General features: G+C 72.1%; 21 protein-coding genes and 1 tRNA gene. 18 read left to right on the top strand and 4 right to left on the bottom strand.

Going from position 1 to position 25,474, the window contains the following annotated elements:
• The first annotated feature begins 106 nt into the window (after positions 1–106).
• Positions 107–1,516 (top strand): glycosyltransferase 87 family protein, encoded by a 1,410-nt coding sequence (locus O1G21_RS16700; protein WP_270144647.1) that lies wholly within the window; start codon positions 107–109, stop codon positions 1,514–1,516.
• A gap of 78 nt (positions 1,517–1,594) precedes the next feature.
• Here the strand turns inward: O1G21_RS16700 and O1G21_RS16695 are convergent, their stop codons facing one another.
• Positions 1,595–3,352 (bottom strand): penicillin-binding transpeptidase domain-containing protein, encoded by a 1,758-nt coding sequence (locus O1G21_RS16695; RefSeq protein WP_270144646.1) that lies wholly within the window; start codon positions 3,350–3,352, stop codon positions 1,595–1,597.
• Between the two features lie 209 nt (positions 3,353–3,561).
• On the bottom strand, positions 3,562–5,340 hold the full coding sequence (locus O1G21_RS16690; RefSeq protein WP_270144644.1) for a dolichyl-phosphate-mannose--protein mannosyltransferase: 1,779 nt from the start codon (positions 5,338–5,340) through the stop codon (positions 3,562–3,564).
• Between the two features lie 106 nt (positions 5,341–5,446).
• Between O1G21_RS16690 and rsmI the strand changes: the two genes are divergently transcribed.
• The 8 genes from rsmI (at position 5,447) to O1G21_RS16650 (ending at position 13,804) form a co-directional block, all read left to right on the top strand.
• Entirely contained in the window at positions 5,447–6,316 is an 870-nt protein-coding gene (gene rsmI, locus O1G21_RS16685; protein WP_270144642.1) for a 16S rRNA (cytidine(1402)-2'-O)-methyltransferase, read from the top strand.
• 235 nt (positions 6,317–6,551) lie between these two features.
• Positions 6,552–6,977 (top strand): hypothetical protein, encoded by a 426-nt coding sequence (locus O1G21_RS16680; protein WP_405000657.1) that lies wholly within the window; start codon positions 6,552–6,554, stop codon positions 6,975–6,977.
• 120 nt (positions 6,978–7,097) lie between these two features.
• Entirely contained in the window at positions 7,098–8,717 is a 1,620-nt protein-coding gene (gene metG, locus O1G21_RS16675) for a methionine--tRNA ligase (RefSeq protein ID WP_270144640.1), read from the top strand.
• On the top strand, positions 8,717–9,595 hold the full coding sequence (locus O1G21_RS16670; RefSeq protein ID WP_270144638.1) for a TatD family hydrolase: 879 nt from the start codon (positions 8,717–8,719) through the stop codon (positions 9,593–9,595). The genes metG and O1G21_RS16670 overlap by 1 nt, the downstream gene beginning before the upstream one ends.
• A 4-nt stretch (positions 9,596–9,599) precedes the next feature.
• The gene (locus O1G21_RS16665) at positions 9,600–10,055 is read left to right on the top strand and encodes a Uma2 family endonuclease (protein WP_333493558.1); all 456 of its coding nucleotides are present in this window, start codon (positions 9,600–9,602) and stop codon (positions 10,053–10,055) included.
• 28 nt (positions 10,056–10,083) lie between these two features.
• Entirely contained in the window at positions 10,084–10,962 is an 879-nt protein-coding gene (gene rsmA / locus O1G21_RS16660; protein WP_270144636.1) for a 16S rRNA (adenine(1518)-N(6)/adenine(1519)-N(6))-dimethyltransferase RsmA, read from the top strand.
• On the top strand, positions 10,959–11,873 hold the full coding sequence (locus O1G21_RS16655; RefSeq protein WP_270144634.1) for a 4-(cytidine 5'-diphospho)-2-C-methyl-D-erythritol kinase: 915 nt from the start codon (positions 10,959–10,961) through the stop codon (positions 11,871–11,873). Before rsmA ends, O1G21_RS16655 begins: the two co-directional genes overlap by 4 nt.
• Positions 11,874–11,986: 113 nt before the next feature.
• Positions 11,987–13,804, top strand: coding sequence for an ABC-F family ATP-binding cassette domain-containing protein (locus O1G21_RS16650; RefSeq protein ID WP_270144632.1), 1,818 nt, complete (start codon positions 11,987–11,989; stop codon positions 13,802–13,804).
• A gap of 62 nt (positions 13,805–13,866) precedes the next feature.
• Here O1G21_RS16650 and O1G21_RS16645 read toward each other — a convergent pair whose 3' ends face one another.
• Entirely contained in the window at positions 13,867–15,279 is a 1,413-nt protein-coding gene (locus O1G21_RS16645; protein WP_270144630.1) for an FUSC family protein, read from the bottom strand.
• Between O1G21_RS16645 and O1G21_RS16640 the strand changes: the two genes are divergently transcribed.
• From O1G21_RS16640 to O1G21_RS16620, 5 genes are all read left to right on the top strand, one after another.
• Entirely contained in the window at positions 15,239–15,727 is a 489-nt protein-coding gene (locus O1G21_RS16640; RefSeq protein WP_270144628.1) for a hypothetical protein, read from the top strand. The genes O1G21_RS16645 and O1G21_RS16640 overlap by 41 nt on opposite strands.
• 335 nt (positions 15,728–16,062) lie before the next feature.
• A complete protein-coding gene (locus O1G21_RS16635; protein WP_270144626.1) occupies positions 16,063–16,632 on the top strand; it encodes a hypothetical protein in 570 nt (189 codons plus the stop codon).
• 41 nt (positions 16,633–16,673) lie between these two features.
• Positions 16,674–18,317 (top strand): WXG100 family type VII secretion target, encoded by a 1,644-nt coding sequence (locus O1G21_RS16630; RefSeq protein WP_270144625.1) that lies wholly within the window; start codon positions 16,674–16,676, stop codon positions 18,315–18,317.
• Between the two features lie 138 nt (positions 18,318–18,455).
• Positions 18,456–19,763, top strand: coding sequence for a type VII secretion-associated serine protease mycosin (mycP, locus tag O1G21_RS16625; protein WP_270144624.1), 1,308 nt, complete (start codon positions 18,456–18,458; stop codon positions 19,761–19,763).
• Positions 19,764–20,696: 933 nt separating this feature from the next.
• On the top strand, positions 20,697–22,031 hold the full coding sequence (locus O1G21_RS16620; protein WP_270144622.1) for an MFS transporter: 1,335 nt from the start codon (positions 20,697–20,699) through the stop codon (positions 22,029–22,031).
• Positions 22,032–22,052: 21 nt separating this feature from the next.
• Here the strand turns inward: O1G21_RS16620 and O1G21_RS16615 are convergent, their stop codons facing one another.
• Positions 22,053–22,649 (bottom strand): flavodoxin family protein, encoded by a 597-nt coding sequence (locus O1G21_RS16615; RefSeq protein WP_270144621.1) that lies wholly within the window; start codon positions 22,647–22,649, stop codon positions 22,053–22,055.
• 129 nt (positions 22,650–22,778) lie between these two features.
• Between O1G21_RS16615 and O1G21_RS16610 the strand changes: the two genes are divergently transcribed.
• The 4 genes from O1G21_RS16610 (at position 22,779) to galE (ending at position 25,448) form a co-directional block, all read left to right on the top strand.
• Entirely contained in the window at positions 22,779–23,201 is a 423-nt protein-coding gene (locus tag O1G21_RS16610; RefSeq protein ID WP_270144620.1) for a winged helix-turn-helix transcriptional regulator, read from the top strand.
• Positions 23,202–23,323: 122 nt separating this feature from the next.
• Positions 23,324–23,399 (top strand) — tRNA-Thr (locus tag O1G21_RS16605).
• Between the two features lie 209 nt (positions 23,400–23,608).
• A complete protein-coding gene (locus O1G21_RS16600) occupies positions 23,609–24,277 on the top strand; it encodes a response regulator transcription factor (RefSeq protein WP_270144618.1) in 669 nt (222 codons plus the stop codon).
• A gap of 208 nt (positions 24,278–24,485) precedes the next feature.
• On the top strand, positions 24,486–25,448 hold the full coding sequence (galE, locus tag O1G21_RS16595; RefSeq protein ID WP_270144616.1) for a UDP-glucose 4-epimerase GalE: 963 nt from the start codon (positions 24,486–24,488) through the stop codon (positions 25,446–25,448).
• Positions 25,449–25,474 lie beyond the last annotated feature (26 nt).

Below are 25,474 nucleotides of genomic sequence, written 5' to 3'. Positions count from 1 at the left end.
AGGGCCGCCGCCAGGTACGACACCGGGCGGCCCTACGCGCGTAAACCCCCACCAACCGCCCGACGCGGTGGCGACAGGGCCCGGCCCGCACCCATAACCTTCCACCATGGTGAGCACCCGCACGCCCGGCTACTCCCGCCCGCGCGGCCGCTTCACCGGCCGCGCCAGAACGCCGGCCCAGACCATCAGCGCCGAACCGCCGTCCAGACCGGGACGGCCACCGAGGGGCTCCTCGACCCGGCCGTTCCCCCGACAGCGTGTCGAGAGCACCTTTCCACCCACGCTCGATCGGTGGAATCCCACCCGGCTCGCCTCGCTGCGCTGGGTTCAGCTGCTCGGCTGCCTGATCGCGGCCGGCTGGGCCGCCGCCTTCCCGCTCGTCTCCGACCTGGCCAACCAGCGACTGTGGGGCCTCGTCGCGGCTCCCGCCTACGCGGTGGCGGGGTTGCTCTGCCTCACCCTGCCGCGCCGCTTCGCCGCCGAGGCCGCCGCCGTGGTCGCCCTGCTCGGAGCCGTGCTGGCACCGCTCGGACTGCTCGCCGTGACCGGCCGCCACCAGTCCGAGGTCATGGTCGTCGAACGCTCGGCCCACCTGCTGCTCACCACCGGTGACGTCTACCTCGCGCACCCGGTGGTGGTCACCGACTACAACCCGTACCTGCCGGCGATGTCCCTGTTCGGGCTGCCGCGCCAGCTGCTCGGCAACTCCACGGCCTTCGCCCGGGTCGCCGGGGACGCCCGGATCTGGTTCGCGCTCACCTTCGTCGTCTGCCTGCTGGCCGCCTGGCGGCTGCTGCGGCCCACCCGCGACCGGGCGCCGCTGCTGCCGCTGGCCGTCCTCACCGCCTCGCCGCTGATAGCGCTCGCCCTCGCGGTCGGCGGGGTGGACCTGCCGCTGATCGGGGTCTGCTGCCTGGCCATGGCGCTCGCCGAGCGGGACCGCACGGTCAGCGCCGGGCTGGTGCTCGCCCTCGCCTGCACCCTCAAGTGGACCGCCTGGCCCGCCCTGCCGGTGGCCGTCCTGCTGCTGTGGCGGCTGTACGGCCGCCGACCCGCCGCCCGCACCGCGCTGATCGGGATCGGGGTGAGCACCGTGGTGCTGCTGCCGTCCGTGCTGACCCAGCCGCAGGCGCTGCGCGACCAGGTGGTGCGCTTCCCGCTCGGGATGACCGCGATCCGCACCCCGGCCGGCAGCCCGCTGCCCGGCAAGGTGCTGGCCGGCTTCGGGCCCACCGGGCACTCCGTCTCGCTGGCACTGATGACCATGGCCCTGATCGGGGTGGCGATCTGGCTGCTGGCCCGGCCGCCGGTCTCCGCGATCGCCGCCGCCGACCTGCTGGCCGCCGGGCTGGCGATCGCCTTCACGCTCGCCCCGGCCGGGCGGTTCGGGTACCTGGCGCTGCCGGCCGTGCTGGTGATCTGGCCCCGGCTGGCGGCCCGGCGCTGGAGCAGCCGCCGCCCGGTGCCGCCGAGCCCGGCGCCGGACGCACCGGCGCCGGCCGTGCCGCGGGGCTGAGTCCGGTTCGTCGAAGGGCCTGCCGAACGCGCCGGAGCCCGCCCTGTCGTCCTGGCAGGGCGGGCTCCGTAGGTTCGGTCAGTGGCCGGCCTTGAGCAGCGAGGCGACGGCCGGGCCGGCCGCGTCCACGCCGTGGCCGCCGCCCTGGACCTCGGCGGCGACCGCGAGGTTGCCGCGGAAGGCGGTGAACCAGCTGTTGGTGGTGGACGCGCCCTGGACCTCGGCGGAGCCGGTCTTGGCGCCCGCGTTGTCGGTGATCCCGGCCATCACCTGGCTGGCCGTGCCGCCGACGGCGGTGGCGTTCATCATCGCGCGCAGCTTGGCGGCGACGTCCGGCGAGATCTGGCGGGCCGCCTGCTGCTGCGGCAGGCCGGCCACCAGGATCGGCTGCTTGAACGAGCCGCTCTGGACGGTCGCCGTGATCGAGGCCATCGCCAGCGGGTTCATCTGGACCTTGCCCTGGCCGATGTAGTTCATGGCCTGCTCGTCCTTGCTGCCCGGGTTCGCCGGGATCCTGCCGTCGGCGTTCGGCAGGCCGGTCTTCCACTCCAGGCCGATGCCGTACACGTCCTTGGCGGTGCCGGCGAGCGTCTCCGGCTTGAGGCTGGTCAGGCCCTGGTTGATGAAGGCCGTGTTGCAGGACGCCATGAAGTCCTGCTGGAGCGTGTTGTTCGGGAAGGCGCCCGGGAAGTCGTTCGGGATCGCCACCGGGTTGCTGCTCTTCTCCGGGCAGGCCACCGTGCTGTCCGGGTTGAGCCCGGCCTCCAGCAGGGCGGTCGAGGTGACGATCTTCATCGTCGAGCCGGGCGCGAGCAGGCCGGCGAAGGCCCGGTTCTGGCCGGTGGCCGGGGCGTTGGCGAAGGCCAGCACCTGGCCGGTGCTCGGCTCGATCGCGACGATGGAGCCGGACTTGCCGCCCAGGTCGGTCATCGCCTTCTCGGCGGCGGCCTGCAGGGTGTTGTCGATGGTCACCTTGAACGGCTTGCCGGGCTTCGGCTCGACGATGGTGAACAGCTTGTCCGGAGCGGTCTTGCCGGAGGGGTCGGTGATCACCACCGCGCTGCCCGCGTCCTGGTCCTTGTTCGGGTCCGGCGGCAGCAGCTTGCGGGCGTTGTCCTGCAGGGTGGCCATCAGCGCGGGGGTGAGCGAGGCGCCCTGCAGCGGCTTGCCGTTGCGGTCGACCACGGTGGACGGCGGGGCGAAGACCTGCTGGGTGGCGATCGTCTCGGCGCCGGACAGGTGCGGGTGGATCACCGAGGGCGTCCAGTGCACGGCCGGGGTGTTGTCGCTCATCTTCACGACGCTCAGGAAGCCGTTGTAGTCCCAGACCCGGCTGGTGCCCTCGAACTCGGCGCGGGCCTTGAAGCCCATCAGCACGCCGGTCGGCCCGGCGGTGGCGGACGGCGAGTCGCTCGCGCCGGGGGTGCCGGTCGCGGACGGAGTCGCCGAGGCGGCGCCGGTGGGCTTGGCCGGGGCGGGCGTGCCGGTGGCCGAGGCGAAGGCCTGCGGGGTGGCCGGGCCGGCCGGGGTGAGGGTCAGCGCGCTCGGCTTCACCTGGGTCTTGAAGGCGGTCAGCGCGGTGGTGGCGGTCGCCGGGTCGTCCGTCAGCGAGGCCGCCTTCGCGATGTCGCCGGAGGCCCAGGCGGCCAGGAAGTCCTTCGCACCGTTCGCCGCCTGGTCGGCCGAGGGCGGTTCGGCGACCACCGTGCGGGGCTTCTTGTCGCCGGACGACCCGGAGTCCGAGCCGCCCATCAGGCTGTACGCCCCGTAGCCGCCGCCCGCGAGGACGACGATGGACACGCCGGTGATGATGCCGATCTTCGCGCCACTGCGCATGGTGCAAATCCCCCAGGGGTATCGCGGCCGGGCGCAACCGGCCGGGGGCCGGAAACGCGGTACCCACCCACCCTAGGCAGGGCGGATGAGGACGCCGACGAAACGCCGGGGACTTGTGACGGATCTGGTACGTGTCGTGGACCGGGTGCGGACGATCAGGGGGAACGGTGTGGAGGCGAGCGGGCGAGTCACCGCCCCCCGCGCCGGGCTCAGATCCAGGTGTTGAACCACATCCGGCTGCGCCAGTCCTCCAGCGGGATGGTCTGACCGGTGAACAGCGGGAAGAAGTACAGGAAGTTCCACACGATCAGCAGCACCAGCAGGCCGGCCGTCGCCGAGCCGATGATCCGGCGGTCCCGGGAGGCGTTGGCCGGCCCGATCAGCGCACCGATCAGCATTGTCACGGCGAGCACCAGGTACGGGACGAAGACCACCGCGTAGAACAGGAAGATCGTCCGCTGCTGGTACAGGAACCACGGCAGGTAGCCGGCGGCCAGGCCGCACAGCAGCGCGCCGGCCCGCCAGTCCCGGCGGAACGCCCAGCGCCACAGGCAGTAGACCAGCGCCAGCACGGCCGTCCACCACAGCAGCGGGGTGCCGATGCCCAGCACCTCGCGGGCGCAGTCGGCGGCGGTGCAGCCGTCCTGGCCGAACTTGGGGGACTCGTAGTAGAAGGACACCGGGCGGCCCAGCACCAGCCAGGACCACGGGTTGGACTGGTAGGTGTGCGGGTCGCTCAGGTGGGTGTGGAACTCGTAGACGGTGGAGTGGTAGTGCCACAGGGCGCGCAGGCCCTCCGGTATCCACGGGTAGTCGGTGGAGCGACCGACCGCCCAGTCCCGGGCCCAGCCGCCCTGGCCGGGCGCGTTGCTGCTGGCGAACCAGCCCCACCAGGAAGTCAGGTAGACGGCCACCGAGACCACGACGATCGACACGAAGGCGGGCACCACGTCCCGGGCCAGCGCCGCCAGGTACGGGCGCGGGGCGCCGGCCAGTCGGCGGGCGCCGACGTCCCACAGCACGGTCAGCACGCCGAAGGCCGCCGCGACGTACAGCCCGCTCCACTTGGTGGCGCAGGTCAGGCCGACGCACACGCCGGCCGCGATCCGGTACGGGCGCCAGCCCAGGTTGAGCCGCTGGGCCGACGCCGGGTCCGCCACCCCGCCCAGGCGCGCCGCCAGCCGGGCCCGGGTGCGGTCCCGGTCCAGCAGCAGGAAGCCGAAGGCGGCGAGCATCCAGAACATCACGATGAGGTCGAGCAGGGCGGACCGGCTGAGCACCAGGTGCAGGCCGTCCACCGAGAGCAGCAGGCCGGCCACGCAGCCCAGCAGGGTGGAGCGGAACATCCGGCGGGCGATCCGGGCCAGCATCAGCACCGACAGGGTGCCGAGCAGCGCCACCGCGAACCGCCAGCCGAAGGGGGTCATGCCGAACAGCTGCTCGCCCGCGCCGATGATCCACTTGCCGACCGGCGGGTGCACCACGTACGAGGCCATCGGCCGGTACGGGACGGCCGCGCCGGGCGTCATGATCGTGGTGTTGGCGTCCTCCGGCCAGTTGATCTCGTAGCCGCCCTGCCAGAGCGCGTAGGCGTCCTTGGCGTAGTACGTCTCGTCGAAGATGATCGCGTGCGGCCGGCCGAGGTCGGTGAACCGCAGCAGCCCGGCGAACACCGCCACCGCGATCGGGCCCAGCCAGCCGGACCAGCGGCACAGGAAGTACCAGAGGCCCTGCGGCAGCGAGATCCCCAGCCGCAGTAGCAGCCGGGACTGCGGCACGTCGGGCCTGGTCACCCCGGGGCCGTCCGGCATCGGCGGGACCAGCCGCTCGGTGAGCGTGCCGGTGGGCAGGGCGCGGTAGCCGTACCCGGCCAGGCGCTCCCGCCAGCCCACGTGGGACTCCGGTGAGCGGGGGGACGGCAGGCCGGCACCGCCCTGCGCGGAGTCGTCCGTACCAGTGGGCGTCTGCGCCGCCGTGTCGCCGTTCATCCGCCACATCGTAGGGGCGCTCCTCGTACGTGTGAGCGGTCCCTCGGAAGCTGCCCGAATCGTCACCAAAAGCCCCGGCGACCCCGTGGGTGAAAGGATGGGGCCCGTGACAGGAGTACTCGTTCTCGCAGGCACCCCCATCGGCGACGTCTCGGACGCCCCGCCCCGGCTGCTCACCGAGCTGGCCACGGCGGACGTCATCGCGGCCGAGGACACCCGGCGGCTGCGCCGGCTCACCCAGGCGCTCGGGGTGACCCCGGCCGGGCGGGTCGTCTCCTACTTCGAGGGCAACGAGGTCGGCCGCACCCCCGAGCTGGTCGAGGCGCTGCTCGGCGGCGCCCGGGTGCTGCTGGTCACCGACGCCGGGATGCCGTCGGTGTCCGACCCCGGCTACCGGCTGGTGGCGGCGGCCGTGGCGGCGGACGTCAAGGTCACCGCGGTGCCCGGGCCGTCCGCGGTGCTCACCGCGCTGGCGCTGTCCGGCCTGCCGGTCGACCGCTTCACCTTCGAGGGCTTCCTGCCGCGCAAGACCGGTGACCGGGCCCGGCAGCTGGCCTCGATCGCGGCCGAGCCGCGCACCATGGTCTTCTTCGAGGCGCCGCACCGGATCGCCGAGGCGCTCGCGGCGATGGCCGAGGCCTTCGGGCCGGAGCGGCCGGCCGCGGTGTGCCGGGAGCTGACCAAGACCTACGAGGAGGTCAAGCGCGGGCCGATCGGCGAGCTGGCGGCCTGGGCGGCGGAGGGCGTCAAGGGCGAGATCACCGTCGTGGTCGCGGGCGCGCCGCCGGCCGCGCCCCGGGAGCTGACCCCGGCCGAGCTGGCCCGGCTGGTGGCCGTCCGGGAGGAGGCCGGGGAGCGGCGCAAGGAGGCCATCGCGGCGGTCGCGGTCGAACTGTCCGTGCCCAAACGGGAGGTCTTCGACGCCGTCGTGGCGGCCAAGAGGGAGGCTTCGGAAGGGGCTCCGGAAAAGGGGTGAATTCCGGGGGTTGCGGGGTAGGCGGGGAGTCGTACCTTGGAGGGAAGGCCCCGGTAAACACCCGCTGAGCTGAAGTTTCGGTCGCGGCCGGCGGGCATCGGGAGGCCCTTCGTATAGGACTTCCCAACCCGCATCCAAGTCTTCACAAGAAGGGCGTCGGCCGGGGCGCTCCGGGCATTTCCTGGAATGGAAAGACCCAGCCGGGCGAGTGCTCGACGGGCAGTGGGAGAAGGCTATGAGTGAGATGATCGGTAGCCCCCGCAGTGGCAGCGCGCTGAGCGCCCCCGGCCTGTCGGGGCGGGCGCACATTCCCGTCGAGACCGTACGGGAGGCCTACTCCTTCGCCTGCCTGCGCTGCGGGTACGGCTGGGAGCAGGCGTACGACATCGAGCACCACGTCGCCAAGGACGGCCACATCGTGTTCGAGTACCACGCCAACGGTGTCCGGGTGCCGTCACCTCTGCTCAAGCCGACCTGCCCCGGATGCGGTGGACACACCGTCCGGATCATGCGCGAGGGCCGGGTGGCCGTCGCCGACCAGCCCTGGCAGCACGCTCCCGGCTACCCGGCGCACGCCGAGCCGGCCGGGGCGCCCCCGGTGTCCGGGCCCGAGAAGCCGCGCGGACGCTGGGCCCGGTTCTGGTCGCGGCTGCTGGGCTGACCGCCGGCCCGGGGAGCGCCCCCGGGGCCGCCCGCCGCGAGCACTGCGGCGGGCGGCCCCGTCGCACCCCGCGGTAATGCGGTCGAGGGGTGTGTTCGCGCCCGACTAAGCTTTCCGACCATGGCGGCCACTGCAGACCACAGCACCATCGGGGCGAGCGCCCCGGCGTACTACGTTTCCACTCCGATCTACTACGTCAACGACCGTCCCCACCTGGGCCACGCGTACACCACCGTGGCGGGCGACGTCCTCACCCGCTGGCACCGCCAGCGCGGCGAGAAGGTGTGGTACCTGACCGGCACCGACGAGCACGGTCAGAAGATCATGCGGACCGCCGAGGCCAACGGCGTCAGCCCGCAGGAGTGGTGCGACAAGCTGGTCGAGGAGGCCTGGAAGCCGCTCTGGCGGCACCTGGAGATCGCCAACGACGACTTCATCCGCACCACCGAGGAGCGGCACACCGCCCGGGTGCAGGAGTTCGTCCAGGACCTGTACGACAAGGGCGAGATCTACAAGGGCGGCTACTCCGGCCCGTACTGCGTCGGCTGCGAGGAGTTCAAGCTCCCCGCCGAGCTGCTGGACGGCGCCACCGAGGACGAGAAGCTCTGCGCCGTGCACAAGCGGCCGGTCGAGTGGCTGGAGGAGGAGAACTACTTCTTCCGGCTCTCCGCCTACGCCGAGCGCCTGCTGGAGTTCTACGCCGCCAACCCCGACTTCATCCAGCCGGCCTCGGCCCGCAACGAGGTGCTGCGCTTCGTCGAGCAGGACCTCAAGGACCTCTCGATCTCCCGCTCCACCTTCAACTGGGGCGTCCCGCTGCCCTGGGACGAGAAGCACGTCCTCTACGTCTGGGTGGACGCGCTGCAGAACTACATCACCGCGGCCGGCTACGGCAGCGACCCGGAGCGCTTCGCCGAGCTGTGGCCGGCCTCCGTCCACCTGGTCGGCAAGGACATCCTGCGCTTCCACGCGGTGATCTGGCCGGCCATGCTGATGGCCGCGGGCCTGCCGCTGCCCAAGCGGGTCGTCGCCAACGGCTGGCTGATGGTCGGCGGCGAGAAGATGTCCAAGTCCAACCTGACCGGCATCGCGCCCACCGACCTCACCTCGCACTTCGGCGTGGACGCGTACCGCTACTACTTCCTGCGGGCGATCCCGTTCGGCACGGACGGCTCGTTCTCCTGGGAGGACTTCACCGCCCGGTACACCTCCGAGCTCGCCAACGACTTCGGCAATCTGGCCTCCCGGGTCGCCGCGATGGTCGGCAAGTACTTCGGCGGGGCACTGCCGGCCTCGGCCGCGCACGGTGACGCCGAGCAGGCCGTCGCGGACGGGCTGCGCACGGCCGTCGAGCTCGCCGACCGGAGGATCGGGGAGGAGCTGGACTTCGCCGGCGGCCTCGCGGCGATCTTCGAGTTCGTCAAGCAGGTCAACGGCTACCTCACCGAGCAGGAGCCGTGGAAGGTCGCCAAGGACGAGTCGGCCGAGGGGCAGGCCCGCCTGGCCACCATCCTCTACACCGCCGCCGAGGCGCTGCGCGGCACCGCCGTGCTGCTCAACCCGGTGATGCCGTCCACCGCCGAGAAGCTGTGGGCCTCGCTGGGCGCCGCCGAGGGCCTCGGCGCGCTCGCCGCGCAGCCCGTCGCCACCGCCGGTGACTGGGGCCGGCTGCCCGCCGGTGCCACCGTCACCAAGGGCGAGATCCTGTTCCCGCGCCTGGAAGAGAAGCCGGCCTCCTGATGCCCGCCAAGGACGACGACCGGTCGACCCCGCCGCCGCTGCCGGAACCCCTGGCCGTGGCGGTGGCCGACTCGCACACCCACCTCGACATGCAGGCCGGCACTCCGGCCGAGGGGCTCGCCCGGGCCGCCTCGGTCGGGGTCACCACGGTGGTCCAGGTGGGCTGCGACGTGCCCGGCTCGCGCTGGGCCGCCGAACTGGCGGCGCAGTACGAGCAGGTGCACGCGGCCGTCGCCCTGCACCCCAACGAGGCGCCGCGGATCTTCCTCGGCGACCCGGACGGGTGGTCCGGGCAGCAGCGTCCCGCGGGTGGTCAGGCGGCGCTGGACGCGGCGCTCGCCGAGATCGACGCGCTGGCCGCCCTGCCCCAGGTGCTCGCCGTCGGCGAGACCGGCCTGGACTACTTCCGCACCGGGCCGGAGGGCGTGGAGATCCAGAAGGAGTCGTTCCGCCGCCACATCGAGATGGCCAAGCGGCACGGCAAGGCGCTGGTCATCCACGACCGCGACGCCCACGAGGACGTCATCGCCGTCCTGCTGGCGGAGGGCGCCCCGGAGCGCACGGTCTTCCACTGCTACTCCGGCGACGCCGAGATGGCCAAGGTCTGCGCCGAGCAGGGCTGGTACCTCTCCTTCGCCGGCCCGGTCACCTTCAAGGCCAACCAGCCGCTGCGCGACGCCCTGCTCGCCACCCCGCTGGACCGGATCCTGGTCGAGACCGACGCCCCGTTCCTCACCCCGCACCCCTACCGGGGGCGGCCCAACGCGCCGTACCTGATCCCGGTCACGGTCCGCTCGATGGCGGCGACGCTGGGGCTGCACGAGGACGAGCTGTCCACGGCCATCGCCGGGAACACGGCCCGGGCCTTCGGGTACTGAGCAGATCGAACGGATTCCTGATTCCGAGGAAACGGTTCGGCACTTGTACTCGGCTCTCCGGCCCGCGCGGGTCTCGCCGTACGCGGCCAATGTCGAGCGCTGTGTGCTGCTGGACAAGGACAACACGACCAAGCCCGATGTTGTCGTGTTCGACAAGACCGGTCTTGACGTCTTCGAGCTGGAGTGCGTTCCGCCTGAGGCGGTGGCTCTCGCCGTCGAGGTCGTGTCGCACGGCACACGGGCCGCTGACCGCTTCCGCAAGCCCGGCCAGTACGCCGAGAAGGGCATCCCCTGCTACTGGCGGGTCGAGCGCGGCCTGGACGACCTCCCGGTCGTCCACGAGTTCCACCGGGACGAGGAGAAGGGCGTCTACCTGCCCGTCGCCCGGCACGAAGGCGTGCTCCGGACCTCGGTGCCGTACCCCGTGGAGATCGACCTCGCCCAGGTCGTCGAACTGTGAGCCCCTCCCGCGCCCGTATCCTTGGCGCGTGAGCACCACCGACCCCACCCCTGACAGCCACCTGCTGGGCGCCGCCGACATCCGGGAGCTGGCGGCCGCGTTCGGCGTGAAGCCGACCAAGCAGCGCGGGCAGAACTTCGTCATCGACGGCAACACCGTGCGGCGGATCGTCCGGGCCGCCGAGGTGACGGAGCAGGACGCGGTGGTGGAGGTCGGGCCGGGGCTCGGCTCGCTGACGCTGGCGCTGCTGGAGGTGGCGCGGCACGTCACGGCGGTCGAGATCGACCCGGTGCTCGCCCAGCACCTGCCGGACACCGTCGCGGCCCGGATGCCCGGCAAGGCGGACTCCTTCGACCTGGTGTTCAGCGACGCCATGGAGGTCACCGAGCTGCCCGGCCCGGCGCCCACCGCGCTGGTCGCCAACCTGCCGTACAACGTGGCCGTGCCCGTGCTGCTGCACATGCTGGCGACCTTCCCCAGCATCGAGCGGACCCTGGTGATGGTGCAGAGCGAGGTCGCCGACCGGCTCGCCGCCAAGCCCGGCAACAAGGTGTACGGCGTCCCGTCGGTCAAGGCCAACTGGTACGCCGACGTGAAGCGGGCCGGCGCCATCGGGCGCAACGTGTTCTGGCCCGCCCCCAACGTGGACTCCGGCCTGGTCTCGCTGATCCGCCGCGAGCCGCCGAAGACCACGGCCAGCCGCGAAGAGGTGTTCGCGGTGGTCGACGCCGCGTTCGCCCAGCGCCGCAAGACCCTGCGCGCCGCGCTGGCCGGCTGGGCCGGCTCCGCGGCCGGGGCCGAGCAGGCCCTCGCGGCCGCCGGCATCGACCACAAGCTGCGCGGCGAGATGCTGACGGTGGAACAGTTCGCCGCGATCGCCGAGCACAAGCCCAAGGACGCCGTGTGATCACCGTACGAGTGCCGGCCAAGGTCAACGTCCAGCTCGGGGTCGGCGGACTGCGCGCCGACGGGTTCCACGACCTGGCCAACGTCTTCTTCGCGGTCGCGCTGGGTGACGAGGTCACGGCGAGCGCGGGCGAGGGCGTGACGCTGTCCTGCTCCGGGCCCGACGCCGACGCCGTCCCGCTCGACGACAGCAACCTCGCCGCCCGCGCCGCCCGGCTGCTCGCCGCCCACCACGGGATCGCCGACCCGGGCGTGCACCTGCACATCGCCAAGGCCATTCCGGTGGCCGGCGGCATGGCCGGCGGCAGCGCCGACGGCGCCGCCGCGCTGGTCGCCTGCGACGCGCTGTGGAAGCTCGACACGCCCTTCGAGACGCTGCTGGAGCTGGCCGCCGAACTGGGCTCCGACGTGCCGTTCGCCCTGCTCGGCGGCGTCGCGCTGGGCCGCGGCCGGGGCGAGATCCTGGAACCGCTCACCGTCTCCGGCGCCTTCCACTGGGTCTTCGCGGTCGCCGACGGCGGCCTGTCCACCCCCGCCGTGTTCCGCGAGTGCGACCGGCTCCGGGAGGACGCCGGCACCGGCTCCAGCGACGTTCAGGTGCCCACGCCCGACGCCGACCCGGCCCTGCTCGCCGCGCTCGCCGAGGGCGACGCCGTCGCCCTGGCCGCCGCGCTCGCCAACGACCTCCAGCCCGCCGCGCTCTCGCTGCGCCCCTCGCTGGCCGCCACCCTGCGGGCCGGCACCGAGGCCGGCGCGCTCGGCGCCCTGGTCTCCGGCTCCGGACCGACCTGCGCCTTCCTGGCCAAGGACGCCGAGGCGGCCGCCGCCGTCGCCGAGGCCCTGCTGGCCTCCGGCACCTGCCGGGCCGCGCACGCGACGTACGGGCCGGTGCCGGGGGCTTCGGTGATCTGAGGTCCGGCGTCCGGGCCACGGCTGGCCCATTAGGCTGGGGTGATCGGGGTGTCCCCGAGAGAGGGGCGGGCTGGGCCCGCCCCGCGACCGCCGAACCCAGGAGCGCAGCACACGTGGCCGTCAACCTCGCCACCATCGAGTCCGTCACGAAGGTCTACGGCACCCGCACCCTGCTGGACGCGGTGAGCCTGGGCGTGAGCGAGGGCGACCGGATCGGCGTCGTCGGCCGCAACGGCGACGGCAAGACCACCCTGATCCGGATGCTCGCCAAGCTGGAGGAGCCCGATGGCGGCCGGATCACCTGGAGCGGCGGCCTCGAACCGGCCGTCCTCACCCAGCACGACTCGCTCGACCCCAAGGCGACCATCCGGCACGAGGTCATCGCCGACCGCGCCGACCACGAGTGGCTCGGCGACGCCCGGATCCGCGACATCATCGAAGGCCTCTTCGGCGGCCTCGACCTGCCCGGCTTCGCCGACGGCCTGGACACCGTCATCGGTCCGCTCTCCGGTGGCGAGCGCCGCCGGATCGCCCTCGCCAAGCTGCTGCTCGGCTCCCCGGAGCTGATCATCCTCGACGAGCCCACCAACCACCTCGACGTCGAGGGCATCAACTGGCTCGCCCAGCACCTGCAGAAGCGCCGCTCCGCGCTGGTCTGCGTCACCCACGACCGCTGGTTCCTCGACCAGGTCTGCACCCGGATGTGGGACGTCCAGCACGGCTCGGTGCACGAGTACGAGGGCGGCTACTCCGACTACGTCTTCGCCCGCGCCGAGCGCTCCCGGATCGAGGCCGTCGAGGAGCAGAAGCGCCAGAACCTGGCCCGCAAGGAACTCGCCTGGTTGCGCCGCGGCGCCCCCGCCCGCACCTCCAAGCCGCGCTACCGGATCGAGGCGGCCAACGCCCTGATCGCGGACGTGCCGGAGCCCCGGGACAAGAGCGAGCTGATGAAGTTCGCCAACGCCCGGCTCGGCAGGACCGTCTTCGACCTGGAGAACGTCACCGTCAAGGCCGGCCCCAAGCTGCTGCTGGAGAACCTCACCTGGCAGCTCGGCCCCGGTGACCGGATCGGCCTGCTCGGCGTCAACGGCGCCGGCAAGACCTCGCTGCTGCGCGCCATGCGGGACGCGTACGCCTCCGAGGGCGACGTCCAGCCGGCCTCCGGCGTGATCAAGGTCGGCAAGACCGTGCGGCTGGCCTACCTGTCGCAGGAGGTCGCCGAACTGGACCCGGAGACCCGGGTGCTGCAGGCCGTCGAGCAGGTGCGCTCGCGGGTCGACCTCGGCAAGGGCCGGGAGATGAGCGCCGGGCAGCTGTGCGAGCAGTTCGGCTTCGGCAAGGACAAGCAGTGGACGCCGGTCGGCGACCTCTCCGGCGGCGAGCGGCGCCGGCTCCAGCTGCTGCGGCTGCTGATGGACGAGCCCAACGTGCTCTTCCTGGACGAGCCGACCAACGACCTGGACATCGAGACCCTCAACCAGCTGGAGGACCTGCTCGACGGCTGGCCCGGCTCGATGGTCGTCATCAGCCACGACCGGTTCTTCATCGAGCGGACCACGGACGTCGTCCACGCGCTGCTCGGCGACAAGAAGATGCGGATGCTGCCGGGCGGCGTGGACGAGTACCTGGAGCGGCGGGCGCGGATGGCCGCCGCGGCTGCTCCGGCCGTCACCGCTGCTGCTCCCGCCGTCGAGGCCGCCGCTGCCTCCGGGCTGTCCGGCGGGGACCTGCGGGCGGCGAAGAAGGAGATGCAGAAGCTCGAGCGGCAGATCGCCAAGCTGGACGAGAAGGAGTCCAAGCTGCACGCCCAACTCGCCGAGCACGCCGCCGACTTCTCCAAGGTCGCCGAACTGGACGGGCAGCTGCGCGCCGTTCGGGACGAGAAGGAGGAGCTGGAGATGAGCTGGCTGGAGCTGGCCGAGCAGGTCTGAGCTACGGCTCCTTCGGCTGAACTACGGCTCCTGCGTCTTAACTACGGCCTCCTGCGTCTGAACTACGGTCTCCTGAGCAGCACTTCGAGTTCGTCCGCCGCACGGCCCAGCGCACTGAGCGCCGGGTCGTGCGGCGTGCTCGGGCGGGCCGCCGTACTGGTCGGGGGGCGGTGCTCCCGGGCCGCGGCGGTCAGTTCGTCCAGCGCCCGGCGGACCCGCTCGGTCTCGGCCGGATCCGGCACCCGGCCGCCGTACCGGATCTGCGCGGCGAACGCCGCCACCGCACCACCGAGCCGCTCCAGCGCGGCCGTCGCCGGCAGCCACTGCTCGGCCAGCCGGCCGGTCGGCGGCGGCTCGGCCAGCCCCTGCCGCACCTCGTGCCGGACGTCCGCCAGCGACCGGTAGGCCGTACGGCGCAGCCACACCTCGCCCGTCCTCCGGTGGTCGGTCACCGCGTCCAGGTAGGCGCGCAGCGCGGTCGTCGCGGCCACCAGCCGGGGCTCGATCCGGTGGCGCGGGCGCTCCGGCCACAACAGGTAGCCGAAGAGCAGCACGATCGCGCTCGCCAGCACGGTGTCCAGCACCCGGGGCCAGAACTCGGCCGCGCTGCTCTGCCCGCCCAGCTGGAGCAGGAGCAGCGCCATCGGCGTCATCACCAGGGTGTTCAGCCCGTAGTGCGCCGCCGTGGCGTACGGCAGCAGGGCGACGCAGCCGGCCGCCACCGCGGTCAGTGCCCACTGCTCGGTGGTCAGCGACACCAGCACCGCCGTCACCGCCACGCCCAGCACCGTGCCGACCGCGCGGCTCACCGCGCGCAGGAACACCGAACCGAGATCCGGCTTCAGCACGAAGGCGATCGTCATCGGCACCCAATAGCTCTTGCTCAGCGGGAAGTTGGCGGTCACCACCGAACCCGCCGCGATGCACAGCGCGACCCGCAGGCCGTACCGCGCCGACGGTCCGGACAGCAGCCCGCCCCTCAGCCGCCACGGATCCGGCGGGGGCGCGGGAGCCGTGCCGATCCGCGCGGGGCGCCCCGCCACGGCCTCGGCCGCGGCCCGCAGCGCCACGTCCAGCGCCTGGCGGGCCGGGGTGTCCGGCCGCCAGTCCGGCACCACCACCTCCTCGTCGTCGTCCTGCCGCACCGCCTCAGCCAGCCGCCCCGGCACCGCGGCCACCTCCGGCGGGACGGGCCGCCGGGCCCACAGCAGACCGGTCGCCGCCTCGGTCGCGGCCAGGGCCGCCTCGAACATCGGGCGCAGGCCCGGGGGTTCCGCCCTCCGGTGGTTCGGGAACAGGTCTTGCAACTGGTTCAGCCGGGCCGTCAACACCCGGCGGGAATCCGCCCCCCGCGCGGTGCCCAGATCGGCGAGCGTACGGCCCAGCGCCTCGTACACGGTGGCCAGCGCCCGGCGGCGCGGATCGCCGTGCGCGGTGGCCGGCAGACCCAACAGCACCACGAACGCGGCACCCACCAGCATCATCGGCGCCGCCGCCCACCACGGCCGCGGCAACGGCATCCCACTGCCCAACGCGGCCGACACCAACAGCAGCATCCCCGCCGCCGACCCGCGCGGACCGGTCGCACTCAGCACACCGGACCCGAAGGCCGTCAGCGTCAGCCCCGCACCGAGCACGGCCGCACCCACGTGCGCGTGCTGCAACGCCGTACCGACCAGCATCCCCAGCGCCGACGCCACCACCGCCGACCCGATCCGGGCCGCCCGCAACACGGCCGGTTCCACCCGGTCGTTCATCGTCGCGTGCATCGCCCCCAGCCCGGCGAACACCCCCAGATCCAACCGGTGCGCCCACAGCCCCACCACCAACGGCACCACCATCCCGACCGCGGCCCGCACCATCAACACCACCGGCACCGGCGGCCGCTCCGGCCGCACGGCACGGGCCCACCAGGGGCTCTGAACCTGCTCGGGGAAGGGCATGTCGTCACGTCCGTTCTGCGGCCTCGGGTCGCTGCTGTGCGACATTGCGCGGCAGATGGGGCGTACCGGGTCAGTCTACCCAGCGGGCCGGGCCAGGGCTGTACGTGTCAAGTTCGTACCGATCGAGCCCGGGCAGGCCAAGGTCCCTGCCGGTCCGACAGGGGCGGTGGCTACGATGACGGAGGCGGGGACCGCCCCCAGGGCGGGTGGTTCTCACCGACCAGGACGGTAAGACCCAGAAGTTGACGGTGTGTTGCGGCGGGAAGGGCCCGGGAGTCGCCGGGCGCCGGCCGTACGGGGGAGAGGTGGATTGCTGTGGGAGAGCCGACGACTACATCAGGCGCGGGGGCGACGCCGGCGGGGCCGACGGATCCGGCGGCGACGGTCGGGTCGACGCCCTATTCGCTCAGCACCCCGTGGGGTGGTTACGGGCCGCTGGTGAGCATGGGGCAGACGTACGGCGACGCCAACGCCCTGGTCACCGCCTTCGGCGGGCAGAACGTCCAGATCGAGATTCAGACACTCACTGCGTTCGCCACGAAGGTGGAGGCCTTGCTCGCCGCCATGGAGGGCTCGGAGGCTGCGCCGTACAAGCTCGAAGCGCAGAAGCTGACTCGGGAGAATTTCGTCAGCGGGAAGAACCCCGGGGCTTTCCCGGAGGCAGTGGACCTGAATTCCGCCTACAGCAAGGTTCACAGCCAGCTCGTCAAGCTCCACAAGGACTTCACGGCGCAGATCCAGGCGATGCAGAAAGCCGTGGTCCAGTCGGCGGGCTCCTACGGGACCAGTGACGAGAACGCGGCGGCCGCCCAGAACGCAGTGGCGAGCAGCGCAGGCGTCACGGGGCCGAGCGGATCGGCGCGGCGGGACAACGCGAACCTCTGACGGCGGCGCGGGAAAGGCTCACGGGAGACGGGGAACAGGTCATGGCAGACGAATACAACGACATGCAGCACGCCGAGCTCAGGGCGCTGGTTGACGGCACCGCGCCTGACATGCTCTTGAAACGAGCCGGCAAGCTCCAGGACGCCGGTCGGGTTCTTACGGAACTCAGCACGGCTCTCCAGGCCCACCTCGGCACGGTCAACTGGGAGGGGCAGGCCGCTGAGAACTTCAAGACCTGGGTCGGGAACCTGTACAAGTCCGCGGCGATCATCGGTCAACACTCCACGACCGCCGGCGGGGCGATGACCCAGGCAGGTGAAGCGCTCAGTACGGCCAAGGTCGCGATGCCCCAGCTTCCCCAGTACGCGATGGACAAGGTCGCCGCTTACGAGAAGCAGACGGTTCCCCCGGATGTGGAATCGAAGATCTCAACAATGGGCCAGACGCCCGACGAGTACATGAAGGCGAAGCTCGGGGACGCTTGGGTTACCAAGAACGAGTACGACGGGTACAAGGCGACGATCCAGAAGGAGCAGCAGGAAGCCGCCAAGCAGGTGGGGAACCTGGCTCAGGCGTACAGCGCGGCGACGACGACGCTGAACGGGATTCCCACGGACGTGACGCTGCCGGGGACGCCCGATGGTGGTAGTCGAGACAGTTCGTCGTCCTTTCCCGCTGGTGCTGGCTCCGGTGGAGGCTCCGGCTCCTCGCTTCGTAGCCCCCGTACGAGTGGCGGCAGCGTCAATGGGAGCTACAGCCCGTCTGGTGGCAGCTACGGTGGCGCCACCATGAGGCCCCGCGATCCGGCAACGAGCTGGCAGGACCCGTCTTACCCGACCCACACCGGACCGGTTCCTCCGCACGGCGGCGGCCAGTTGCCCCCGCCGCCGCAGGACCCGGGCTCCACGATCCCGCCGTCCCACCCGTCGGACCCGGTGACCCGCCCGGGTACCGGCCTCGACAGCCTCCCGACCCTGCCGGACCAGACGGCCCCGGTCGGACCCGGTAGCGGTCCCATTCTGCCGAGCGGCCCGAGCGGAACGCCTGGCTACCCCGGTGGTCCCGATGGCCCTGGCGGTCTGCCCGGCCTGTCGGGTGGCGGACCGATTGGCGGTTACCCGACTGGGACCGGTGGCGGCTCCGTCCCGGCCAAGGGCACCGGCAGCGTCCCCGGCAAGGCCGGCGGCTCGGTGCCCCTCCGTACCGGTCCCTTCGGCGGTGGATCGGTCCCCGGCAAGACCGGCACCCCGGGCCTGCCCAGCGGAACGGTCTTCGGCCGCGAGGGCGCGGCGGGCGCCGGCCGGGTCGGAGGATCGCCCATGGGGGGCGGAATGGGCATGCACCCCGGGATGGGCGGCGGCCACGGTGTCGGTGGCGGCGGTGTCGGCGGCTCGCGCGGCCGAGGCCTGACCTCGACCTCCGGCGGGACGGTCGGCGGCCGCAAGGGCCCAGCCGCCGGCGGGGAGTTCACCCCGGGCGGTACCGGCCTGCGCAACCGCGCGGCCGCAGCGGGAGCCGCTGAGGGCGGTGCCCGGTCCGGGCAGAACGGCATGATGGCCCCGGGTACTGGCGGCCACGGCGGAAAGAAGGAGCGCGACCGTCGCGACCGCGCGGACTACCTCCACGAGGACGAGGAGAGCTGGACCAGCGGTACGCCGCACAGCAATCCGGACGTGATTGAGTAGGACGGCATCGTCTGCCCGGTCACTGGGCTCACCCAGTGACCGGGCAGATCTGTTCGGGGCAAGGTCTCCCAATGGAGAGATTGACTAGGAGTTGTGATGGGGCGGACGAACGTACGGGCGCCTTGGCGAGTGCTCGCCGTGGCAGTCCTGGCTGCGGGGGCGATGCTCGGCCCGGCCGCGGTGCCAGCATTTGCCGATGGTTCGATCCGTTCCAATCAATGGCATCTGGATGCAATGCATGCTTCGGAGATGTGGAATGTCTCTAAGGGAGGTGGAATTACCGTTGCAGTGATCGACGGGGGATTCAAGCTCGATCATCCAGATCTGGTCGGGCAGTTTCTTCCCGGTAAGGACTTCAGCGGCAGTTCCGGTGGCGTCGGGTCCGATGCCGAAGGCCATGGCACCCAGATGGCTAGCCTCATCGCGGGAACCGGGAAGGGCCAAGGGGGAACTGGGGCGTACGGGCTGGCGCCCGCGGTCAAGATTCTGCCACTGAAGATTTCCAATGGCTCCGAGGGTGCGTTCGTTACGACGGACTTTCTCGACCAGATCGGTCAGGCGGTTGACTATGCGGTGAGTCAAGGTGCCAAGGTCATCAATATTTCGCAGGGGGTTGCCGAAGTCAGAACTTCTCCCGAAGACGTCGCTAAGCTGACCCGGGTTCTTGCGAGTGCGCGGGCCAAGGGTTCATTGGTGGTCTCCAGCGTGGGGAATTCTGCACAGAAGGGCAATCTTGTCGAGTACCCGGGTGCGTTGCCGAATGTTGTCGGGGTCGGGGCTGTCGATCGGAACGGGACTGTGACGGCGGAATCCGAAACGGGTCCGCAGGTTGCGCTCGTAGCTCCAGGCGAGGACATGGTGGAGGCCTGCACTTCCGATACCGGGTATTGCAAGAGTCATGGCACGTCCGATGCGAGTGCTCTCGTCTCCGCCTCGGCGGCGTTGATCTGGTCGGCGCACAAGGACTGGACGGCAAATCAGGTCCTGCGGGTGCTCATCAACACCGCAGGTAGGCCGAACGGCGGGACCAGCCGTACCGACAGCGCAGGGTGGGGTGCGGTTCGACCGCGGATCGCGTTGACGGATCCCGGTGATCCCGGGCCGGCGGATGTGTCGCCGCTTCCGGCTGATGCGGCGACGCCTTCGGCTGCTCCGTCGGCGTCGGCGAGTGCGTCCGTTTCGGCGTCGGCGGCGCCGAGTCCGGCTGGAGCGGCATCCGGCGACGCGCCGACTGCGCAGCCGAAGGCGGAGGCGTCGTCCGGGTCGGGCAGTGCGCTGCCGATCGTGGGCGGGGTGGTCGCCGGGCTGGTGGTGGTAGCCGGGGTGGTGTTCGCCGTGTTGAGGCGGCGGAAGGCTGCTGCGCAGCCCGTGGCGGCCGTGCCACTGGTGGCTCCGCCGGTGTACCAGCCGCCGGTGCCGCCGGAGGACAACCCGTACGCGAAGTAGTTCAGCTGTTGTGGGGGGACCAGGTGGGGAGCCGCTGGATGTGGGCCCGGCGGCTTGTGGCCGTCGGGGTCGCGGGCGTGCCGGCACTTGCCGGCGATTCAATCCGCCAACAGCAGCGGCACCTGGAATCCGTGCACGCCCCAGCGATGTGGAAGACGTCCAAGGGGCAAGGCATCACTATTACGGTGATCGATGGTGGGTTCAAGCTGGATCACCCGGATCTGGTCGGGTAGTTCCTCCCGGGCAAGGCCTTCAGCGGCCCGGGAGGAGCGGGCCTGATCCGGATGGGCACGGGACGGGAATGGCGAGCCCGATTGCCGACACAGACAAGAACCGAGGTACTGGCGAACGCGCGGGCAAAAGGGTGTTCTCGTGATCGCCAGCGCTGGGGAGCTCTGCGCAGAAGGAGAATTCTGCCGAGTATCCAAGTGCGCTGCCAAACGTCGTGGGCGCCGGGGCCATTGACTAAAACAGCAATGTGACAGAGCAGTCCGGGGCCGCACGTTGCTTTCGTGCGCCCGGCAGGGACATTGTTGCGGCTTGTACCGCCTCCAGCGGGGTGCGGCCTCGGATCGCGCTGATGGGTCCCGGTGATCCAAGGGCCGGCGGATGTGTCGCCGCTTCCGGCTGGTGCGGTTGTCCCTTCGGCTACTCGGTCGCCATCGGAGAGCCCGGGCGACAGCCCGTCCGAGGTGACGGTGGGGGCGCCGCCTGCGCGCCGGAGGCTGAGGCGTCGTCGGGGGTGGGCGGCAGTGCGCTGCCGATCGCGGCCGGGGTGGTGGTTGCTGTGGTGAGGCGGCGGAGGGCGAGCCGTATGTGAGGTAGGCGGTGGTGGCGCCCGCGCGCGGGGTGGGGCGCGCGGGTTGGGAGGTGCGCCGAGGTCACTCGGGTGGGGGCTGGTGGGGGAGCCCGGGTGGTGGTGAGGGTGGTGGTATGGATGCGGAGGGTGCTTGGCGGGTTGGGCAGTTGCGGCGGGCGGCGGCTGCCGCGCTGATCGGGACGGCGATCGAGTTCTACGACTTCTTCCTGTACGGGACGGCGGCCGCGTTGGTGTTCGGGCCGGTGTTCTTTCCGGAACTGGGCGCGGTGGGGGCGCTGTTGGCGGCGTTCTCGGTGTACGCGGTGGCGTTCCTGGCCCGGCCGTTGGGGGCGGTGGTGTTCGGGCACTTCGGGGACCGGGTCGGCCGGAAGGCGACGCTGGTGGTGTCGTTGCTGTTGATGGGGCTGGCGACGGCGGCGGTGGGGTTGTTGCCGGGGTTCGCGGTGTGGGGGTGGTGGTCGCCGGTGCTGCTGGTGGTGTTGCGGGTGTGCCAGGGCGTCGGGTTGGGCGGGGAGTGGGGCGGGGCGGCGCTGTTGATCGCGGAGAACGCGCCGGCCGAGCGGCGTGGGCGGTACGGGGGATTCCTGCAGTTGGGGCCGTCGGGTGGGTTCGTGCTGGCGAACGGCGGGTTCCTGGCGCTGCAACTGGGCCTGGACGAGCGGTCGTTCCGGGAGTGGGGCTGGCGGGTGCCGTTCCTGGCCTCGCTGGCGCTGGTGGCGGTGGGGCTGTTCGTGCGGTTGCGCCTGGCGGAGTCGCCGCTGTTCCGGGCGGACGAGCGGCGGGACCGTCTGCCGGTGGTGGAGGTGCTGCGGGAGCACTGGCGGCCGGTGTTGGCGGGCGGCGGGGCGATCACGATCGGGTACGCGCTGTTCTACCTGACCACCACGTACGCGTTGGCGTACACGACGTCCGGCCTCGGGGTGGCGAGCACGCTGGTGCTGGCGATGCTGCTGGTCGGGGCGGTGGGCGGCGCCGTGACGGTGTGGTGGAGCGCCGCGTGCAGTGACCGGTGGGGCCGGCGGCGGACGTTGCGGTGGGCGACGGGCCTGGCGGCGGGGTGGTCGCTGGTGCTGTTCCCGCTGGTGGAGACGGTGCGTCGGCCGCTGATGTTCCTCGGGCTGGCCGGGGCGATGGTGGTACTGGGGTGTCTGCTGGGCCCGTTGGCGGCGTTCCTGCCCGAGCTGTTCCCGACCCGGGTGCGCTACACCGGTGCCGCGTTGACGTACAACCTGGGCGGTGTGATCGGCGGGGCGACGACGCCGCTGGTGGCGACCAGGCTGACCGCGGCGTACGGGACGGCGCAGCCGGTCGGCTGGTACCTGGCGGCCCTGGGGGTGCTGGCCCTGGGCTGTCTGTGGTTGCTGCCGGACACCACCGGTGCGGAGTTGGCGGCGGTGGACGGCGGACGCCGCCGGGCGCCCGTGCTGGGGGCGGACCCGGCGGCGTAGCCGTACCCGGGGGCGGGAGTGTCAGCCGGCCAGGGCGGCGCGGCCGGCCAGCACGATCGCGGTGTGCCGGGCGACGCGCTCGCCCAGGTGCTCGGCGGTTGCGATGTCGGCCTTGTGGACGGCCTCGGCGCCCGCGTCGGACGGGGAGGAGGCGGCGGCGCCGCTGAAGAAGCCGAGGCGGTTGAGGTCGTCCTCGCTGGCGGTGGTGGCGTTCCAGCCCGGCTTGAGGCCGAGGTTGACCCAGTTCATGCCGTGCTGGGCGGCGAGGGTCTGGAAGAAGCCGAGGGTGCTGGCCTTGTCGCCGCTCTTGGAGGCGGAGTTGGTGAAGCCGGCCGCGACCTTGTCCTTCCAGGCGTCGGTGAACCAGCGCTTGCTGGTGGCCTCGGCGAAGACGTGGAAGGCGCCGGAGGCGGTGCCCATGTAGGTGGGGGAGCCGAAGACGATCGCGTCGGCGGCGTCCAGCTGGGCCCACTGCTCCTCGGTGATGGTGTCGACGGCGATCGAGACGACCTCGGCACCTGCGGCGGCGGCGCCGCGGGCGACGGCCTCGGCTATCACGGCGGTGTGGCCGTAGCCGGAGTGGTAGGCGAGCGCGACGGTCGGGCGGATGGCGGTCATACGGGCACTCCTGTGCGGCTGGAGGTACGGGCGTGAACGGTCTCCAATATAGACCAGGTCTCCACTGGAGACCAAGAGTAGATCGGAGACCAGGTGTGGATCGGAGACCGTCGGACTACCCTGGGCGGCATGACGACGGAGGAAACGGCCCGGGCCGGTACCGAGTGGCACGGGGAGGAGGCGTACGACGTCTTCGCCCGGCTCTGCCCCAGCCGCGAGCTGTTCGCCGAGCTCGCCGACAAGTGGTCGATGCTGATCCTGATGAGCCTCGACGCCTGCGGACCCCAGCGCTTCTCCGAGCTCCAGCGCGGGGTCGGCGGGGTCAGCCGCAAGATGCTCACCCAGTCACTGCGCAACCTGGAGCGCAGCGGCCTGGTGCTCCGCACGGTCTTCCCGGAGACGCCCCCGCGGGTGGTCTACGACCTGCGGCCGCTCGGCCGGGAACTGGCCGAGCTGCTCTCCCCGCTCGGACACTGGACGGAGCGGCGCGCCCAGCGGATGCTCGCGGCTCGCGAGGAGTTCGACGCGGCGCACGCCGAGGGGGACTTGTAGCCGGCGGGGCGGGGCGGGTGAGCGGTCGCGGGGCCGGGTCGGGGTCGATTTCCCTTTCGGGCCGACGGCCGTGTAATGTCTTCCTTGTTCGACCGGCCCGGAAGAAACAAAAAGTCCGGCAAGCCCCTATAGCTCAGTCGGTAGAGCGTCTCCATGGTAAGGAGAAGGTCTGCGGTTCGATTCCGCATGGGGGCTCCACTGAAAGACCCTCGCCTCTCGGCGGGGGTCTTTCGCGTTCCCCGCGCCGAGTGCGGCCCGCGCCCACCCATGACTCACCCCGGGTCCGGCGACACGCGGTGGCCCGGCGGGCCTAGCGGGTCGGGTACGGAATGCGTTGTGATGGTGCGTCATCGGCCGCCCGCCCGAGGGGGTGCGGGCGCGAGCCGGACCCCGACCGGGAGGGCGTCATGGGTGTTCGACTCGTGGTGGTCGACGACCACCGGCTGCTGGCCGAGGCGCTGGCGACCGCGCTCCAACTGCGCGGCCACCGGGTGCTCGCCGTCGGTTCCCCGTCCAGTGTCGCCGCCGACCTGGTGGCCGGCCGGCGGCCCGAGGTGTGCCTGCTGGGGGTGTCCGCGCCGGGGGAGCCGGGTGCTTTCGACGGGCTGCGCCGGATCCGCCGGGAGCGCCCCGAGGTGGCGGTGATCGTCCTCGGGCCGGTCGGTGAACTCCACGGCGTGGCCTGCGCGTTCGCGGCCGGAGCAGCGGGGTACGTGCCGTGCGACGAGCGGATCGAAGTGGTCGAGCGGGCGATCGGACGGGCCCGGGCGGGCGAGGCCGCGGTGGCGGTGGACCTGCTGCGCGCAGCCTTCGACCAACTGCTGCGCCCGGTGGCCGAGCCGGACGACGAGGCGGTCCGGCTGCTGCGGCTGCTGACCCGACGTGAGGTGCAGGTGCTGGCCCGGATCGCGGACGGCGAGGACACCGCGGCGATCGCCGCCGGGATGCGGATCGCCGCGAGCACCGCCCGTACCCACGTGCAGCGCGTGCTGATGAAGCTCGGCGCGCGCACCCGGCTGGAGGCGGCCGCGGTGGCTGCGCGCACCGGGCTGCTGGAGCGGATGTCCGACGGCTGAGGAAGTCGGCTGGGAAGGACGGCCGGGGAGGACGGCCGAGGAAGACGGCCGAGAAGGAGGCCGGCTGAGGACTGGGTGAGAATGCGCGGCGGCGAGCGCCCGGGTGGTCCGGAGCACCCCGCCGGGCAGGGACAATTGACCCCAGTCGTTCGCATTCCTTCGATGGCGCCGCCGACCGGGCGGCCCATCGCCCGCTGGAGGTCTCATCATGAGTAAGTACCTGGTCACGGGTGGCGCCGGCTACGTCGGCAGCGTGGTGGCCGCCCACCTGCTGGAGGCGGGGCACCAGGTGACCGTCCTGGACGACCTCTCCACCGGCTTCCGCGAGAGCGTCCCGGCGGGTGCCGAGTTCGTCGAGGGCCGGATCCAGGAGGCCGGCCAGGTGCTGGACGGCTCCTTCGACGGCGTGCTGCACTTCGCCGCCTCCTCGCAGGTCGGCGAGTCGGTCGTGGACCCGGAGAAGTACTGGCGCAACAACGTGGCCGGTTCGCTGGAGCTGATCACCGCGATGCGCACGGCGGGCGTGCGCAAGCTGGTGTTCTCCTCCACCGCCGCCGTGTACGGCGAGCCGGAGGTCGTGCCGATCGCCGAGACCGCCCGGACCTCGCCGACCAACACCTACGGCGCCAGCAAGCTCGCCATGGACCACATGATCACCAGCGAGGCCGTCGCGCACGGCCTGGCCGCCGTCTCGCTGCGCTACTTCAACGTGGCCGGTGCGTACGGCTCCTACGGCGAGCGCCACGACCCCGAGTCGCACCTGATCCCGCTGGTCTTCCAGGCCGCGCTCGGTCAGCGCCCGCACATCGCGGTGTACGGCGACGACTACCCGACCCCGGACGGCACCTGCATCCGGGACTACATCCACGTCGCCGACCTGGCCGACGCCCACCTGCTGGCGCTGGACGCCGCCAAGCCGGGCGAGCACCTGATCTGCAACCTCGGCAACGGCAGCGGCTTCTCGGTGCGCGAGGTGATCGAGTCGGTCAAGCGCGTCACCGGCCGGGAGATCCCGGTGCAGGTGGTCGGTCGCCGGGCCGGCGACCCCGCCGTGCTGGTGGCCTCCGCCGAGCGCGCCCACGAGGCGCTGGGCTGGACGCCGCGCCGCCCGAACCTGGACGACATCGTCGCCGACGCCTGGAAGTTCGCCCTGGAGCGGAACGCCGAGTAGGCACGAATCGGCAGGCAACCACCAAC

Source organism: Kitasatospora cathayae (assembly GCF_027627435.1).
Taxonomy (GTDB): Bacteria; Actinomycetota; Actinomycetes; order Streptomycetales; family Streptomycetaceae; genus Kitasatospora; species Kitasatospora cathayae.
Note: the sequence above shows the minus strand (reverse complement) of the source record. Positions and strands in the feature narration are given on the sequence as shown.

What these genes read in the sequence shown, in the direction of transcription:
- O1G21_RS16700 (WP_270144647.1), top strand. Translation starts at nt 107, where the DNA reads ATGGTGAGCACCCGCACGCCCGGCTACTCCCGCCCGCGCGGCCGCTTC.
- O1G21_RS16695 (WP_270144646.1), bottom strand. Translation starts at nt 3,352, where the DNA reads ATGCGCAGTGGCGCGAAGATCGGCATCATCACCGGCGTGTCCATCGTC.
- O1G21_RS16690 (WP_270144644.1), bottom strand. Translation starts at nt 5,340, where the DNA reads ATGAACGGCGACACGGCGGCGCAGACGCCCACTGGTACGGACGACTCC.
- O1G21_RS16680 (WP_405000657.1), top strand. Translation starts at nt 6,552, where the DNA reads ATGAGTGAGATGATCGGTAGCCCCCGCAGTGGCAGCGCGCTGAGCGCC.
- metG (WP_270144640.1), top strand. Translation starts at nt 7,098, where the DNA reads ATGGCGGCCACTGCAGACCACAGCACCATCGGGGCGAGCGCCCCGGCG.
- O1G21_RS16670 (WP_270144638.1), top strand. Translation starts at nt 8,717, where the DNA reads ATGCCCGCCAAGGACGACGACCGGTCGACCCCGCCGCCGCTGCCGGAA.
- O1G21_RS16630 (WP_270144625.1), top strand. Translation starts at nt 16,674, where the DNA reads ATGGCAGACGAATACAACGACATGCAGCACGCCGAGCTCAGGGCGCTG.
- O1G21_RS16620 (WP_270144622.1), top strand. Translation starts at nt 20,697, where the DNA reads ATGGATGCGGAGGGTGCTTGGCGGGTTGGGCAGTTGCGGCGGGCGGCG.
- O1G21_RS16615 (WP_270144621.1), bottom strand. Translation starts at nt 22,649, where the DNA reads ATGACCGCCATCCGCCCGACCGTCGCGCTCGCCTACCACTCCGGCTAC.
- O1G21_RS16610 (WP_270144620.1), top strand. Translation starts at nt 22,779, where the DNA reads ATGACGACGGAGGAAACGGCCCGGGCCGGTACCGAGTGGCACGGGGAG.
- O1G21_RS16600 (WP_270144618.1), top strand. Translation starts at nt 23,609, where the DNA reads ATGGGTGTTCGACTCGTGGTGGTCGACGACCACCGGCTGCTGGCCGAG.
- galE (WP_270144616.1), top strand. Translation starts at nt 24,486, where the DNA reads ATGAGTAAGTACCTGGTCACGGGTGGCGCCGGCTACGTCGGCAGCGTG.